16 protein-coding genes are annotated in these 14,890 nt (G+C 65.3%); 12 read left to right on the top strand and 4 right to left on the bottom strand.

The features are described from left to right. Positions 1 to 17 precede the first annotated feature (17 nt). From B0I08_RS08425 to B0I08_RS08390, 8 genes are all read left to right on the top strand, one after another. A complete protein-coding gene (locus tag B0I08_RS08425) occupies positions 18 to 959 on the top strand; it encodes an ABC transporter permease (protein ID WP_106211784.1) in 942 nt (313 codons plus the stop codon). After that, on the top strand, positions 956 to 2,887 hold the full coding sequence (locus B0I08_RS08420) for a dipeptide/oligopeptide/nickel ABC transporter permease/ATP-binding protein (protein WP_106211782.1): 1,932 nt from the start codon (positions 956 to 958) through the stop codon (positions 2,885 to 2,887). The genes B0I08_RS08425 and B0I08_RS08420 overlap by 4 nt, the downstream gene beginning before the upstream one ends. Continuing rightward, the gene (locus B0I08_RS08415; RefSeq protein ID WP_106211781.1) at positions 2,884 to 3,921 is read left to right on the top strand and encodes an ABC transporter ATP-binding protein; all 1,038 of its coding nucleotides are present in this window, start codon (positions 2,884 to 2,886) and stop codon (positions 3,919 to 3,921) included. Before B0I08_RS08420 ends, B0I08_RS08415 begins: the two co-directional genes overlap by 4 nt. A gap of 89 nt (positions 3,922 to 4,010) precedes the next feature. After that, the gene (locus B0I08_RS08410) at positions 4,011 to 4,757 is read left to right on the top strand and encodes a maleate cis-trans isomerase family protein (RefSeq protein ID WP_106211779.1); all 747 of its coding nucleotides are present in this window, start codon (positions 4,011 to 4,013) and stop codon (positions 4,755 to 4,757) included. A 50-nt stretch (positions 4,758 to 4,807) separates the two neighbouring features. Next, the gene (locus tag B0I08_RS08405) at positions 4,808 to 5,998 is read left to right on the top strand and encodes an FAD-dependent oxidoreductase (RefSeq protein WP_106211777.1); all 1,191 of its coding nucleotides are present in this window, start codon (positions 4,808 to 4,810) and stop codon (positions 5,996 to 5,998) included. Next, positions 5,995 to 6,690: a GntR family transcriptional regulator gene (locus B0I08_RS08400; RefSeq protein ID WP_106211775.1), complete on the top strand. Its 696-nt coding sequence runs from the start codon at positions 5,995 to 5,997 to the stop codon at positions 6,688 to 6,690. The genes B0I08_RS08405 and B0I08_RS08400 overlap by 4 nt, the downstream gene beginning before the upstream one ends. A 5-nt stretch (positions 6,691 to 6,695) precedes the next feature. Beyond that, positions 6,696 to 7,988 (top strand): MFS transporter, encoded by a 1,293-nt coding sequence (locus B0I08_RS08395; protein ID WP_181243341.1) that lies wholly within the window; start codon positions 6,696 to 6,698, stop codon positions 7,986 to 7,988. A gap of 100 nt (positions 7,989 to 8,088) precedes the next feature. Then, positions 8,089 to 8,736, top strand: coding sequence for an isochorismatase family protein (locus B0I08_RS08390; RefSeq protein WP_106211771.1), 648 nt, complete (start codon positions 8,089 to 8,091; stop codon positions 8,734 to 8,736). Positions 8,737 to 8,806: 70 nt separating this feature from the next. Here the strand turns inward: B0I08_RS08390 and B0I08_RS08385 are convergent, their stop codons facing one another. Further along, complete coding sequence (locus B0I08_RS08385) at positions 8,807 to 9,634, bottom strand: SDR family NAD(P)-dependent oxidoreductase (protein WP_106212274.1); 828 nt, start codon at positions 9,632 to 9,634, stop codon at positions 8,807 to 8,809. 100 nt (positions 9,635 to 9,734) lie between these two features. On the opposite strand from B0I08_RS08385, the gene B0I08_RS08380 reads away from it, so the two are divergent. Beyond that, positions 9,735 to 11,243 carry an aldehyde dehydrogenase family protein gene (locus B0I08_RS08380; RefSeq protein ID WP_106211769.1) on the top strand — a complete coding sequence of 503 codons (1,509 nt, stop codon included), beginning with the start codon at positions 9,735 to 9,737 and terminating at the stop codon, positions 11,241 to 11,243. A 13-nt stretch (positions 11,244 to 11,256) separates the two neighbouring features. Here B0I08_RS08380 and B0I08_RS08375 read toward each other — a convergent pair whose 3' ends face one another. Next, entirely contained in the window at positions 11,257 to 11,949 is a 693-nt protein-coding gene (locus B0I08_RS08375) for an SDR family NAD(P)-dependent oxidoreductase (RefSeq protein ID WP_106211767.1), read from the bottom strand. 21 nt (positions 11,950 to 11,970) lie between these two features. Further along, a complete protein-coding gene (locus B0I08_RS08370) occupies positions 11,971 to 12,294 on the bottom strand; it encodes a putative quinol monooxygenase (protein WP_106211765.1) in 324 nt (107 codons plus the stop codon). Positions 12,295 to 12,457: 163 nt separating this feature from the next. Here B0I08_RS08370 and B0I08_RS08365 point away from each other — a divergent pair, with 163 nt between their 5' ends. The 3 genes from B0I08_RS08365 (at position 12,458) to B0I08_RS08355 (ending at position 14,366) form a co-directional block, all read left to right on the top strand. Continuing rightward, entirely contained in the window at positions 12,458 to 13,315 is an 858-nt protein-coding gene (locus B0I08_RS08365) for a helix-turn-helix transcriptional regulator (protein ID WP_106211763.1), read from the top strand. Positions 13,316 to 13,478: 163 nt separating this feature from the next. After that, entirely contained in the window at positions 13,479 to 13,604 is a 126-nt protein-coding gene (locus B0I08_RS08360; protein WP_106211761.1) for a ComEA family DNA-binding protein, read from the top strand. Positions 13,605 to 13,712: 108 nt separating this feature from the next. Continuing rightward, complete coding sequence (locus B0I08_RS08355; RefSeq protein ID WP_106211759.1) at positions 13,713 to 14,366, top strand: hypothetical protein; 654 nt, start codon at positions 13,713 to 13,715, stop codon at positions 14,364 to 14,366. 74 nt (positions 14,367 to 14,440) lie between these two features. Here B0I08_RS08355 and B0I08_RS08350 read toward each other — a convergent pair whose 3' ends face one another. Continuing rightward, complete coding sequence (locus B0I08_RS08350; RefSeq protein ID WP_106211758.1) at positions 14,441 to 14,815, bottom strand: VOC family protein; 375 nt, start codon at positions 14,813 to 14,815, stop codon at positions 14,441 to 14,443. Between the last annotated feature and the right edge of the window lie 75 nt (positions 14,816 to 14,890).

Raw genomic sequence — 14,890 nt, 5'->3', positions numbered from 1 at the left:
CGCAGAAAGGAGCACCGGTGACCCTCTACATTCTCCGCCGCCTTGGCATCACTGTACTGATGGTTTTTATCGTCGTCACGCTGGCGTTTTTCCTTGTGGCGCTGATGCCGAACGACGTTACGTCCGCCATCCTCGGGCCCGACGCTACCCGTGAGGCTCGAGACGCGCTCCGCGAAGAGATGGGTCTGAACGACCCCGCTCTGTTCCGGTACTTCTCCTTTATCACCGGTCTCCTCCAAGGCGATCTCGGTACCTCCTACGTCAGTCGGCAGCCGGTAGTCACCCAGGTGCTCGACCGCATGCCCGTCACTCTCACGCTGTCCATCGGCGGCATCATCCTGACCACCGTTCTGGGTGTTGTCCTCGGGGTGGTCGCCGCAACCCGCGGCGGATGGGTCGACTCCGCTATTCGGGGCAGCGCCGGAGTCGTTCAGGCCATACCGAACTTCTGGCTCGCCGTCCTGCTGGTGCTCGTGTTCGCGGTGAACCTCAAACTTCTCCCCGCCTCCGGATGGACCCCCATTGCGGAAAACCCCCTGGACTTTCTGCGCAGCGCAACCCTGCCGTTGCTCGCGATCGGACTAGCCGCCACCGCCGCGGTCGTCCGCCAGGCACGCGTCGCGATGATGGACGTGCAGGCGAAGGACTACATGCAGACCCTCCGCGCAACCGGCCTCCCCGAATGGCGGGTCATCTGGATCCACGGGCTCCGCAACGCGTCCATTCCCGTGTTGACCGTAATCGGCCTTCAGTTCGTCGCGCTCTTTGGTGGCGCCGTGCTGATCGAGCAAGTTTTCGCGCTCCCGGGCGTCGGCAGCCTCGTGGTCGCGTCGGTCAATGTCGGCGATATGCCCATGATCCTCGGCGTTGTCGTCGCGTTGAGCGTCGTCATCCTCCTGATGAATTTGCTCATCGACATCCTGTACGGCGTCCTCAACCCGAAGGCCAGGCTCGCATGACCCGCGCTCGCCGCAGTGACAACGCCCTCACTCGACTCGTCCGCCGTCCGGGCGCCGTCGTCGCGCTCGTATTCCTTGCCCTGCTCACGTTCGCGGTCATTTTCGCGGACGTGGTCGCACCCATCGACCCGCTCACCCAAGATCTGGCGCGGGCTCGCGAACTGCCGAGCGCGGCGCACTGGCTGGGAACCGACGGATTCGGTCGAGACATCTACTCGCGCCTCATTCACGGCGGCGGATCAACCCTCGGCGGAGCCCTCCTCGCGGCCGTCGTTGCTATGACCATCGGCATCCCCCTCGGAATGCTCGGCGGATACTTTCGCGGCTGGGTCGACACCGTGGTGTCGCGATTCGCAGACGTGTTTCAGGCACTGCCCACCATCGTCATCCTGATGGCGGTGATCGGCGCCTTCGGTAACAACAACACGGTCGCGATGGTCGCCCTCGGTGTGGCGATGTGCGAGGGGTTCATCCGCCTCGCCCGCGCCATGACCCTGCAGGTGCGACGAGAACTCTACGTCGACGCGGCCAGCGTTGCGGGCATCACGTCGGGCAGCATCCTCGTGCGTCACGTCTTTCCGAACATCCGTGGCCCGTTGCTGGTGCAGCTGTCCATCACCGCCGGCGCGGCCCTTCTCATTCAGGCCGGCCTCGGCTTCCTCGGTCTCGGCACTCCGCCGCCCGCGCCCAGCTGGGGCGGCATGATCGACGAGGCAAGCGACCTCATCTACCTGCACCCGTGGCTGCTTGTGCCCACCGGCGCCATCATGATCCTGTCGATCCTCTCCTTCAACGTGCTGGGGGATGCGCTCGCCAGCGACCGTCCCGGCGGCGTACTCGCCGGGGTGCGCCTGCCCTGGATGAAGCCGCTGCCCGTCGCCGAACAGCCCGTCGCGATGAGCGAACTGGTGCCCGCAGATCCGAAAGCCGTCGTCAGTGTGCGCGACCTCACCGTGTCGTTCACGGACCGCAACAGCACCTTCGCAGTCGTGCAGAACGTCTCGTTCGACGTTATGCCCGGAGAAGCGCTCGGCATCGTCGGAGAGTCCGGCTGTGGCAAGTCAGTCACCGCCAAAGCGTTGCTTGGTCTTATTGCGCCCGGCGGCAAGATCACCGGCGGTCAGGTGACTATTAACGGTACGGATGTCGTTGGGCTCAGCAACCGTGAGCTGCGCAAGGTACGCGGAACCACAATCGCCCTGGTGTCCCAGGAACCGATGGTTGCTCTCGACCCCACCTTCACGATCGGCGCCCAGCTGCGTGAATCGATCGCACACCACACCGGCCGCAAGGGCCGCGAGCTGAACGATCGAGCCCTCGAGCTGCTGCGCCTCGTTGGAATGCCTGACCCCGCGCAGGCCGCCGCGAGCTACACCTTCCAGGTTTCCGGAGGAATGGCCCAGCGCGCCGCGATCGCGCTGGCCCTCACGGGGGAACCCGATGTACTCGTCGCCGACGAGCCGACCACCGCACTCGACGTGACCGTGCAGGCCGAAATTCTCGACCTCCTCCGCAGTCTGAGGAAGGATCTGGGACTCGCGGTCATCATCGTCACCCACGACCTCGGCGTCATCGCCGACCTCTGCGACCGGGCCGTGGTGATGTACGCGGGCCAGGTGATCGAACAGGGCGCGGTCGACACGCTCCTCACGACACCGACCCACCCGTACACCCGTGCCCTGCTCGCGTCGATGCCGTCCCACGCCATCCCCGGCCTGCCGCTCGACGCGATCCCCGGCGCAGTGCCGGCACCGCGCGACTGGCCCGAGGGATGCCGGTTCGCCCCGCGCTGTGCCTTTGCCACCGACGCCTGCCGGTCAGCACCCGTGCCGATCCTCGCGCAGCACGGCGGACTCTCGCGGTGCATCCGCGTTGACGAAGTGCTCGCGCAGAGCAGAAACCGCACCGAGGAGAGGAACATCGCATGACTATTGAGCCGCTGCTTCAGGTCGACCATCTCCAGATGCGTTTCAAAAACCCCAAGAACCGTCGCAACACGGTTCACGCGGTCGACGACGTGAGCTTCACGGTTGCCCCCGGCGAGATCGTGGGTGTGGTGGGGGAGTCCGGATCGGGTAAGTCCACGATCGGGCGCTGCATCCTCGGTCTCGAGACCCCGTCGGACGGTGACATCCACTTTGATGGAAGCGACCTCGGCGCCCACTCGAAGCTGCGCAACCGGCGCGACCTCGCAAGTCGTCTCCAGGTCGTTTTTCAAGACCCGTACAGCTCCCTCAACCCGTTCCGCACGATTGGGCAAACGCTCGCGGAACCGCTGCAGGCGCTGTCCCGCGTATCCGACGCCCAGGCAGATGCACGAGTGCGCGACATGCTCGAGGCCGTCGGTCTGCCGCGCGAGGCCGCCGACCGGTACCCGAGCCAGTTCTCGGGTGGCCAGCGGCAGCGCATCGGCATCGCCCGGGCGCTGATCATGGAACCGAAGCTCGTCATCTGCGACGAGGCCGTGAGCGCACTCGACCTGTCAACCCAGGCGCAGATTCTGAACCTTCTCTCGAAGCTCGCCGCCGACCGCGGTCTTGCCTACATCTTTATCGCGCACGACCTCGACGTTGTGCGGTACATCTCCGACCGCACCCTGGTGCTCTACCGGGGTCGGGTTATGGAACAGGGGGCGTCGGCCGATGTGTACAGCCGGCCGCTCCATCCCTATACGGCGGCACTGCATGCCGCCGCTCCGGTGACTGACCCGGTCGAGCAGCGAGCGCGCCGCACAGCGCGGGCAAAGATAGTGCGCCCCGCGCCCGAGATCGGCCCGACGACGGGTCACGCGGGCTGTCCCTTTGCCGCGAGGTGCGCCTTCGCCCAGGAGGTGTGCACCACAGACCGCCCGGCCGACACCCCCGTCGGGGAGCGAAGCGTCGCCTGCCACATGTACAACGCGACCAGCGGCCACACGAGGCAGGGCGCCGGTATGTCCGGTGTCGAGCTCGCCGTCACCTAGGCCCCCGACATCCACCACAAAGAACGCCCCAAAAACGCCCCAAGAAGCGCGCCACAGAACGCCAGAACGAACACCAGAAAGAGAGTGCCATGCCAGACGTGACCGGATACCGCGCCAAAATCGGCGTCATCGTCCCCTCGACAAACACGGTCGTCGAACACGACGTCAACGCGCTCGCACCCCACGGGATCACGTTTCACTGCGGTCGTATGTACGTTGAGAACCAAGCCATGGGCGACCACGACTCGTTTGTGAATCTGCAGACGCAGCTTCGCGCATCGATGTCGATCGCGCTGCGCGATGTGATGACCGCCAAGCCAGACCTGATGATGATGGGGATGTCGGCACCGACCTTCAGCGGGGGAGTGGAAGGCAACACGCTCTTCCAGAAAGAGGTCAGCGACCAGGTCGGCGGTATGCCGGTGACCACGGGCGCCTCCGCCTGCCGGGCCGCCCTCGAGGCGATCGGGGTCAAAAAGATCTCCGTCTTCTCTCCGTACCAGCCGGTCGCCGACGAATGGGTCGATCGCTACTTCACCGAAGCCGGATTCGACGTCGTCAGCGTCACCGGGCTCCGCTGCCCCACCGCCACCTCCATCGCCGAGGTCACGCCGAGAGACCTCGTCAAGGTGCTCGAGGAGATCGACACCCCGGAGACGGAAGCGATCGTTCAGGTGGGCACCAACCTGTCGTTCATTCGTATGGCCGACGAGGCCGAGAGCTGGCTCGGCAAGCCGGTCGTCGCGATCAACACCGCCACCGTCTGGCACACCCTGCGCCAGGCGGGCTTCGACGACACCGTCGGCGGCTTCGGCACCCTCTTCCGCAATTTCTAGTTCGACTCATTCACGCGCACAACACTCGCTCGCAATTCAAAGGAATCATCATGACTGAAGCAATTGACTATGACGTCATCGTGGTCGGCGGGGGACCCGTCGGCACAACCACCGCACTCAAGCTCGCCAAGCGGGGCATGAAGGTCGCCCTGTTCGAGAAGCGGGAGGCGGCGACGCTCGACCACCGCGCATCGACGTTCCACCCGCCGACACTCGAGATGCTCGACGAGCTCGGTCTGACCGACCCGCTCATCGAAAAGGGCATTCTGGCCCGGTCATACCAGTTCCGCGATGCGAAGCTCGGAAAGATCGTGGACCTCGACTTCTCCGTGCTCGACAACGACACCCGCTACCCCTACCGGCTGCAGGTCGAGCAGAGCCGCCTCACCGCGGCCGCCCTCGAAGCCCTCGCGCTCGAGCCGAACGTGACCGCGATGCTCGACGCCGAGGTGACAGACGTGCGTGAGACCGGTGCAGGATTCGAGGTGGATGTCGTCTCGGGCAAGAACGGCGCCGTGACGGCATCCGGCCGCTACCTCATCGCCGCGGACGGTTCAAAGTCGCTCGTGCGTGAGCATTACGACATCGAATTCGCAGGGCACACCTACCCCGAGCGCTACCTCGTCATCACCACCAGCCTGCCCCTGCACGACATCCTCGACGACCTCGCCGTAGTCAACTACGTCGCTGATCCCGAGAACTGGCACGTCCTGCTGCGCAACCCGAGCGGCTGGCGCGTGCTGTTGCCCTCGGACCCCGCGTTGAGCGTCGAGGAGCAAACCGACCCCGCCTACGTGCTGTCGCAGCTTCGGCGTGTGGTGCCGGTCGTCGACGGATATCCTGTAGTCCACGTCACCGTGTACGAGGTGCACCGCAAGGTAGCGGCCACGTTCAGAAAAGGAAATGTTTTCCTGATCGGTGACGCCGCCCACGTAAACAATCCGCTCGGAGGAATGGGTATGAACAGCGGCATCCACGACGGGCTTATGCTCGCCGACGTGCTCCCTCGCGTCGACCGGGGCGAGTCGCCCGATACCGACCTCGACCTCTGGGCCGAGAACCGCCGAGCCATCGCGAAGACCTACGTGGGCGAGGAGACCGAGGGCAACTGGAACGCGCTCCGCGACAACAGCGACGAGCGACGTGCGGCGAAGCGTGCCGAGTGGGAGGCGCTCGGACGCGACGAGGTGGCGCGCCACAAGTTCCTGATGACCGCCTCCATGCTGACGAGTGTGCGATGACAGACACCTCGGTGCGCTCCAACTTTCCCGAGACATTGACGGGCGGTGAGCTCGCCTATGCGGAGCTGCGCTCGCGCATCATGAGTGGGCAATATGCGCCCAATACGGTTCTGCGGGCGCAGGCCCTCGCCGAAGAGTTTGGGTTGAGCCGAACCCCCCTCCGCGAGGCGCTCCAACGCCTCGCGGAGACGGGGCTCGTCCACTACGAGCCGAACAAGGGAGCCACCGTCATCGGCTACACGGCCGAGCAGATGGCTGAAACCTACTTCGTGCGCGCAGCGCTGGAATCTCGTGCGGCCGGCCTTGCCGCTCCGCGCATCGTCGACGCGGACATCGCGTTGCTCACGGATCGCATCGAGCGCATGGAACCGCTGACTACCGCGACCGAGGAGGCAGACACCGTCGAACTCGGGCGGCTCAACAGCGAGTTTCACGCCCACATCGTTGACGTCTCCGGCAGCCTTCAGCTGAAGACTCTTCTGCGGAGCGTCAGCCAGGCGCCCATGATGGTTCGCAACTTCCGTACCTACGGCAGCACGTTCCGGAGCCGTTCGAACCATCACCACCGCGACATCGTGACCGCCCTGCAGACCGGCGATGCCCTATGGGCGGAGGTGGCGATGCGCTCGCATATCCTCGCCGCGCGCAACGCCGCGATGCAAGTGCCCGCGACCCCACCCTCAGGCGACTAGCCCCCATGTCGAAGAAATCCGGGCCCAGCGATGGGCCCGTCATCGAACGCGCCACGAGCACGCCGACCGGGGCACATCCCCGGCAAAACATGCCCGAATGGCGCACGCGTCGACCCGGTCGGATGTCGACGCTCGCGGGAATTGGCACCACGGTCGCGACGGTTCTGCCCGTGTTCCTCGTCGGCGGTCTGTCGGTCCAACTCGCCGAAGAAACCGGGCTGACCCAGTCCAGGCTCGGAATAGTCGTCGCCGCCTACTGGGCCGCCTCCGCGGTGTGTTCCCCGTTGGCCGGCCGCATCTCGTCCCGTTTCGGATCTCGGTGGGGGATGTCGGGTGCCGCCGCCCTCGGTGGCCTCTCGCTCCTCGCCATAGCGGGGCTCACGCCGACCTGGCAGTGGCTGCTCGTGTGGCTAGCGCTCGCGGGCGCGGCTAACGCGCTCGGGCACCCACCGTCGAACGAACTCATCGGCCTCTCCGTATCGGCGCGCAATCGAGCGTTCGCCTACGGGATAAAACAGGGCGCCATACCCCTGGCGACATTCTTCGCGGGTCTCGCCGTTCCATCGCTGGGTCTCACCGTGGGATGGCAATGGACGTTCGCGATCGCCGGCTCTCTGGCCGCGTTTGTTGTTGCCTTTGTGGCCTGGCAGGTGCCGCCGATCCCGTCTGTTGTGCGGAAAGCGCGGCGCGCCAAAACTACGGAAAAGCTCCCAAGGGATCTCCTCCTCTTTCTTGTCCTCGCCTCGACCGCAAGCGGTCTCGGTGCGGCTCAGTCCAATGTGATCGGCGCCTTCACCGTCTCGGCGGCGATCGACGCCGGATTCTCGATGGCCGTCGCCGGCATGCTCCTCAGCCTGGGCTCACTCGGAAACCTGATCTCCCGCCCACTCGTCGGGTGGATCGCCGACCGAGGCATCGGCGGAACGATGGCGACGGTGGCCCTCATGATGGCGAGCGGCGCCCTCGGGCTCACGGGCATGGCAATCGCTCTGCCCTGGACCTTCGCCGTCGGCTGTGTACTCGCCTTCGGCCTGGGCTGGGGGTGGAGCGGCTTGTTGCACTACGTCGTGTCCCAGGCCGCCGGCAGCAATGCGGCCCGGGCCACCGGGCTCGTCCAGTCCGGCGCCTACATCGGAAGCGCCGCGGGCCCATTCGCCATGGGCTTCGTATTCGATTCCTTCGGATCCACGACGGGCTGGATCGCCGCCGCAATCATCGCGGCAGTCGCTGCTTCTGTGGCTTTGGTTGCTGCGTATTTCCATCCCGATCGCCGCAGCGCGCGTCAGCTTCGCGCCTGATCACTCTTCGCGCCTGATCACTCGTCTCGCGTGACCACTCTTTTCGTGTGACCATCACGCTTCACCACCCAACCGCCACACCGCTGGAAAGGACTCCATCATGACTACAGACACCACGCAGGTGACCGCCGCAAGTGACTATGCAGCGTCCGGGTTCGGCCGACGCCTGGGATTCGGCAAAAAGCCCGCGCTCATCGTTATCGATTTCGTCGACGCCTACCTCGTCAAGGGATCACCCCTGTACGCAGGCGTCGAGGAACCGCTGGAATCTGCCACCCGTGTCCTGGAGGCATCACGGGCCGCCGGAATTCCGATCATCTACACCGTGGTCGAGCAGGCCAAGGGTCCCACCGGCGGCGGCGTTTTCGCGCGCAAGGTGACCGGGCTCGAAACGCTTGCCTCAGGTTCCCCGCTCGGGGCCATTGCCGCTCCGCTTACTCCGCGCGACGAAGATCCGATCATCTCGAAGAAGTACGCCAGTTCGTTCTTCGGCACGTCCCTCTCGACCGACCTCACGGTGCTGGGGTGTGACAGCGTGATCCTGGTGGGCCTGTCGACCTCGGGCTGCGTGCGCGCGACGGCCGTCGACGCGTGCCAGTACGGCTTCATTCCCCTTGTTGTCCGCGAGGCAGTCGGTGACCGCCGGCAGGAGCCGCACGACGCCGCGCTCTTCGACCTCGACGCGAAGTACGCGGACGTCGTTGGTGAGCACGAGGTGCTCAAGTACCTCGCGGCGTTCACCAGCTAGACACGCGGGACTGGTGCGAGACCGAGGCCGCAAGGCTGTGCTCCCGCTCCCGCACCCGCTCTCTTTCCTGCTAGACGCCAACGACGTGGGCCTGGGATGCGGAAGCGAGTGCATCCTCGGGCCGCGCCGCGGGGTCCCAGTACCGCGCAATGATGCGTGCGCCGTTGATGTGTGCGCTTTCTGGCGAGCACAGCCACACGGCGGGCGCGGCCATGATCTCCGGGTCGAGGAGGTTGCCATCCGCTCCCTGCTTCGTCGGAGATGCCGGGAGAAGGTCGGTGTCGGATGCGCCACCGGGCAGCAGCAGGTTCGCGGTGATTCCCGAGCCCTTGAGGTCAGCGGCCCACGAGCGAGTCATGGCTTCGAGCGCGGCCTTACTTCCGCCGTAGGGCGCATAGCCGGTGCGGATCATGGTTTGCGCGCTCGTCGACACATTGATGATTCGGCCCTCGCCCTGGCCGAGGAAATGCGGCATCGCGGCTTTCGTCATATAGAAGGGTCCGTTGACGTTCGTCGCAAGAATCTGGTCCCACTTCTCTTCGGCAATTTCCCAAAATGGGACGGGCACCGTGTTGAACGTTTCCGATACCACGCGCATGCCTCGCCCCGCGTTGTTGATAAGCGCGTGCAGCGCTCCGAATCTGTCCACGGTCTCCGCCACGACGCGAGTGGATTCCTCCGGATCGCTGACGTCGGCGATGAGGGGCAGGAGCAGGCCGTCGCCGCCGGGGAGCGTCGCGCTCTCTGCGACGGTTGCGTCGAGCTGCGCGGACGGGCCCGACGCCGTAATAGTTACGGCATAACCGGCACGGCGCAGAGCGAGCGCCATCACGCGGCCAAGCCCGCGCGCGCCGCCCGTCACGATGGCCGTCCGGAAGGGAATAGATTCGTCTGTCATGGAGTCAGCTTGCATGCAATTGTGTTTCGCAACCCGATAATTTACGAGCCGGTAACACAAATTGCATACGATCGTTGCGACTCTCGCTCATGCTTGGCGTATGGATCTCGACTCGTTTATCAATGGTCATCCGACGTCCGCGCCTGGAGATGCCCGCCTTGTCTGTGTCAGCCCGATCGACGGTGTCACCGTCGTGGGGAGCGTCGCGTCAGCTTCCGCTGAGCAAGTGCGCGCGGCGATCGCCGCCGCAAGCTCCGCTCTTCCCGCCTGGGCGGAGGTTCCGGTGCGTGCGCGAGTTGAGCAGGTCCAGACTGCTATCGCCGAGGTGCTCGCGGTTGGTGCGCAAAGCGGCCAGCTGATCGCCGCGGAGATGGGAAAGCCTGCGGGCGAGGCCGACGGCGAGTTCGCGTTCGCCGAACGATACGCCCGGTTCTGCGGCGACCAGGCGGAGGCGATCTGCGCCGAGCACTGGACCGAGGACGAGGAGGGTACGCTGCTTCGGGTGGCGGAGCCGATGGGTGTTATCGCAGCGATCACCCCGTGGAACGCCCCGGTGATACTCGCGGCGCTGAAGGTGATTCCCGCGTTGATGACGGGCAACACCATGGTACTCAAGCCGTCCCCGCTCGCGCCTCTCGCGGTCACCAGCTTCCTCTCTGATGTTGCTGCGCGGCTGCCCGCCGGCGTGCTCAACCTCGTCAACGGGGGACCCGAGGCGGGCGACGCTCTCGTGAGTGACCCGCGCGTCGACATGATCTCGTTCACGGGTGGTCCCGCGACGGCTCGTGCCATCGGCGCTGCTGCGGCTCGCAGCATCCGCCCCACGGTTATGGAGCTCGGCGGCAACGACGCGGCGATCATTCTGGAAGATGCCGAGTGGGGAGAGGAACTCGCCGAGCGCATCATTTTCGGCGCGTTCCTCACGAGTGGCCAGGTCTGCATGGCGATCAAGCGCGTTTATGTGCCGCGCAGCCACCACGACGCCTTCGTCAACGAATTGGTGCAAGCGGCACAGCGGGTGCTCCGGGTCGGAGATCCACGAGAAGAGGGTGTCACGATGGGTCCCGTCATCAGCGCTGATGCCCGCGAGCGGCTCGAGCGGCTCGTTGATTCCTCGGCACGCGCGGGCGGCACGGTCATCGAAATCGGCTCGATCGACGATGCCCTCCCGACCGGCGGACACTGGATGCGCCCGCGGCTGGTGACCGGGCTCGACGATGATCACGAACTTGTGAGGGACGAGCAATTCGGTCCCGTGCTCCCGATCCTCGCCTACGACACCGTCGACGAAGCTATCGAACGGGCAAACAGCGTCGAGCACGGCCTGGCGTCATCGGTGTGGTCGAAGGATGCCGATCGTGCCCGCGACGTGGCGCGCCGCCTGCGGGTCGGCTTTACCTTCATCAACTGCGCGAACCGGGCGGGAGTGTCGTTGCGTGCCCCCATGGGTGGCCGCGGCCTGAGCGGTCACGGACGCGAGTTCGGTGATCTCGGGCTCTCCGAGTACGTGCAGAACCATTCGATCAACTACCCGCGCGCCGCCCATCCTGGTTCGCGCATGGCTGCGAACCGGTATCCGGTGCTAGCTGTACCGCCCCGCCGTCGATAGGGTATCGAAGTCGCTACCAGGGCAGCACCCCCTCGCGGTCGGTCACCGTTCCGGTCGGAGTATCGGGGCCGAGGGTCGCGATGTGGACGGCCGCAGCTGCTCCGTCTTCGACGCTATGCCCTAGGTTGCCGGTGAACTCGGTTGCGGTCTGGCCGGGGTCAACGGCGTTGAACCGCACGTCGGGGGCGGTCTTGGCGTACTGCATGGTCAACATCGTTACCGCCGTTTTCGAGGACCCATAGGCAGCGAGCGGGTACTTCGACTCGACCCGCTCGGGGTCGTGAATCATGGTGAATGATCCCAGTCCGCTGGTGACGTTGATGACCGACGGCGTCGCCGCTTGTCGGAGGATGGGCAGGAAGGCGTTGGTGACGCGCACGACTCCGAACACGTTCGTCTCGTAAACGGTGCGGAGCTGGTCGACTGTCATGTCTTCAGGTGAGGTGACGTCGCCAAGGATCCCGGCATTGTTGATGAGGATGTCGAGGCGGCCGGCCCGGTCCCGAATGGTGTCGACTGCCGCTGCGACGGAGGTATCGCTGGTGACGTCAAGCTGCACGAACGATGCGCCGAGCGTCGCGGCGGCCTGGCGGCCGCGTTCGGGGTCGCGGGCGCCGATCCACACGGTCTGTCCTTCTGCGATGAGGCGGCGTGCGGTTTCATAGCCGATGCCTTTGTTGCCGCCGGTGATGAGGGTAACGGTCATGACTTGTTCCTTGTTCTGGTGTCAGTGCGTGGGGCGAAAGGGGCGGAGGAGTGTGATGCCGTCCTCGATGGATCCATCGATGAGGTCGAGCATCTGCGGGACGAGGTCCTGCATGCGTGGTGCACTCAAGTGGGCGTCGAGGTGCTCTCGGGTTTCCCAGCGCTCGTAAATTACGAAGGCGCCGGGCTGGCCGTCAACCTCGTGGGCCTCGTAGTCGATGTTTCCGGCGTCATTTCGGGACGGGGTGACGGCGGCGGTGATGAACGCCATGAGGTTGGCTTCTTTCCCGGGCTTCGCTTTGGTTTCCCAGATGACGGTGACGTATCCGTTCGGTGTTGCAGTCATGCGTGTTCCTCCTGTGTTGGTTGTGGGTATCAGCCTGCGCGTCGACAGACGGGCTAGCCAGAGAAGGATCGTGCTACCCACCGATGGGGGCGCCCCGACTCGGGCATCAGCATGGGAAAGGTGTTCCTAGGCTGAGATTTGCCGGGTGGCGGAGAATAGGGGCATGCCATCCGACGCCGATACACTCGCCGGCCTGTTGCGCGCCTGGCGGGGTCGCTTGCTTCCGGCGGACGTCGGGATGGAGTCCTACGGGCGGCGGCGGACAGCGGGGCTCCGCCGGGAAGAACTTGCTCAGCTCGCCGGTGTCAGCGTCGACTACGTGATGCGACTCGAACAAGGGCGCTCTCGCACACCGTCAGCCCAGATCGTGACAGCCCTCGCCAGAGCCCTCCAGCTTGACCGCACCGAGACCGAGATGTTCTACCGTGCCGCAGGTTTGGCGCCACCCGGGGCAGGGACCGTCTCACACCACATTCCGTCGGGAGTACAGAGGATGCTCGCCCGAATGTCCGACCTCCCGCTCGCGGTGTTCGCTGCGGACTGGACTCTGCTGCACTCCACCCCGCTCTGGCGGGCCCTTTTCGGTGCCCCGTCTGTGCTGAGCGACCCGTCCCAGAACCTCATCGTGCAGACGTTCGTGGAGAACAGCATCGCCGACATCGCCACCGCCCACGGCGGCCCCGACATCTTCGAACGGGCCCTCGTTGCCGACCTCCGCCGCAGCGCAGCAATCCTCACCGGCGACACGCACTTCCAGACGTTCATCGCCCAGGTCAGGGAGCAAAGCCCTCGCTTCGCAGCACTCTGGAATGAAGGCCGCGCGGCCGCACACCAATCAATGGTGAAAACCGTGCATAGCCCCCTCGTTGGAGACGTCACCCTGGACTGTGACGTAGTTACCGTCCCCGACTCCGACATCAAACTCGTCGTCTATTCCGCAACGGAGAGCAGTCCCGACGCGGCGAAACTCGACTTTCTCCGTGTCCGCGCTGTCCACTCCCAGATCCCAGCCGACCGGTAACCCCAGCCGTCTTTCGGAATACAGCCGATTGTTCGGGAATCTTTACAAGCAGGGTTGGTCTCTTGACTGGCCAAACGCGCCCCTTGTCGGCAACAGAACACCGCCAAAGAGCGGCAAAGGTCTCACGGTCGTGACGATCGCGCGGGGGAGTGACCGGTAGAGCATGGCCCAACGCATCCCGGCCTACCGGGAGGCTCAGGGCCGGTTCAACAGCATCGAGGATCTCCGCAAGATCACCGGAATCGGCGACAAGACCTTCGCCGCGCTCCAGGACCTGATCACGGTTTGAACGCCCTGTCGGCCTGTGTCGGGCGGCCCGAGTCGCCGTTCCCAGGCTGCGATGAGAGAATAAGGGAAACAAGACGCAGCCACGACCCACAAGGATTGGCGCACCGACATGTCTCGCACCCGCACGATCCTCTCGGCCCTCGGACTCGCGGCCGTTGGGGCCGTGGCCGTCGCGGGGGACGCCCTGTTCGGGCCCTGGGGCGGCTGGTCGATCCTGCTGGTCGGCGGCTACATCGTCGGCGGTCGCACGGCGCGCACCAGCCGATTCGAAATCATCTCGTCGCGGCGCACCGTGCGCGCGATCGAGGGCGATCCGCGCACCGACAAGTATCGCGTCGCCGTGTACAAAGAGCTGGCGAAGGACCGACGTCAGGTTGCCTCCCTTCGGCGGCACCTCGGTCGCCGCGTTTCGACCGAGATGGCCGAGGTCATCGCCAAGGTCGATGACATCCTCTCCAAATGGGCACAGCTGATGACGACGATCGACGACAGGTTCACCGTCGAGGCGATGATCACCGACTACATTCCCGGTCTTATGGAGGCCTATCGAAACCTCCCGGGCCACAAATTCCGTAAAACCTGGTTGCCAGAGCAGGTACGGGCCTGGGACGCACTCGGCGAACAGGTGCGCATCCTCGACGCGGAGGCCCTGCGCATCCAGAAGACCCTGTATTCGACCGACCTGCGGTCGGTCGAAGCCCACGGCACCTTCCTGCGGGACAAGTACACTCGCCGGCCAGGGCTGGAGATCAACCGGGACTGAAACGCGTCGACGGCCCGTGCCGGCGCTGGCGTCAGCGGCGCAGCGACCGGTATTCCGCGGGGTCGCCAGGCGCTCTAGAGGCTCGGCCGGGAGAAGAGGTTGACGAGGTTGCCGTCGGGATCGCGGAATAGCGTGGACCTGTTGCCCCAGGGCATTGTGGTGGGTTCGAGCACGATGTCGTCGAGCTCGTTCTCCAGTCGGGCGAACTCGGCATCGACATCTGTTACGAGAAATTCGATGACGATCGTGTTGTTGCTGGCCGGCTTCGGTGCCTGGTCGCCGAGCATCGCGACGGTTGCCGTGCTCGCGACCGCGAGGGTTCCCGAGGTCGTTCGGATCTCGGCAAAGACAGGGGCGGGTCGTGTCGCGACTGTTCCGGTGACGGTCTCGTAGAAGCGGGCGAGCCGGTCGACGTCGTGGGTGATGATGCGGATTGATGCGAGGTCCATGATGCTCCATTTCAGCCGGGCCGTCCGGCCCGACTCCTCATCCTGTATGGGCTTCGCGACAACGTCCTGTCGGTG

The sequence above is a fragment of the Glaciihabitans tibetensis genome, assembly GCF_003003265.1.
Lineage (GTDB): Bacteria > Actinomycetota > Actinomycetes > Actinomycetales > Microbacteriaceae > Glaciihabitans > Glaciihabitans tibetensis.
This window is presented reverse-complemented; position numbering and strand designations above follow the sequence as displayed.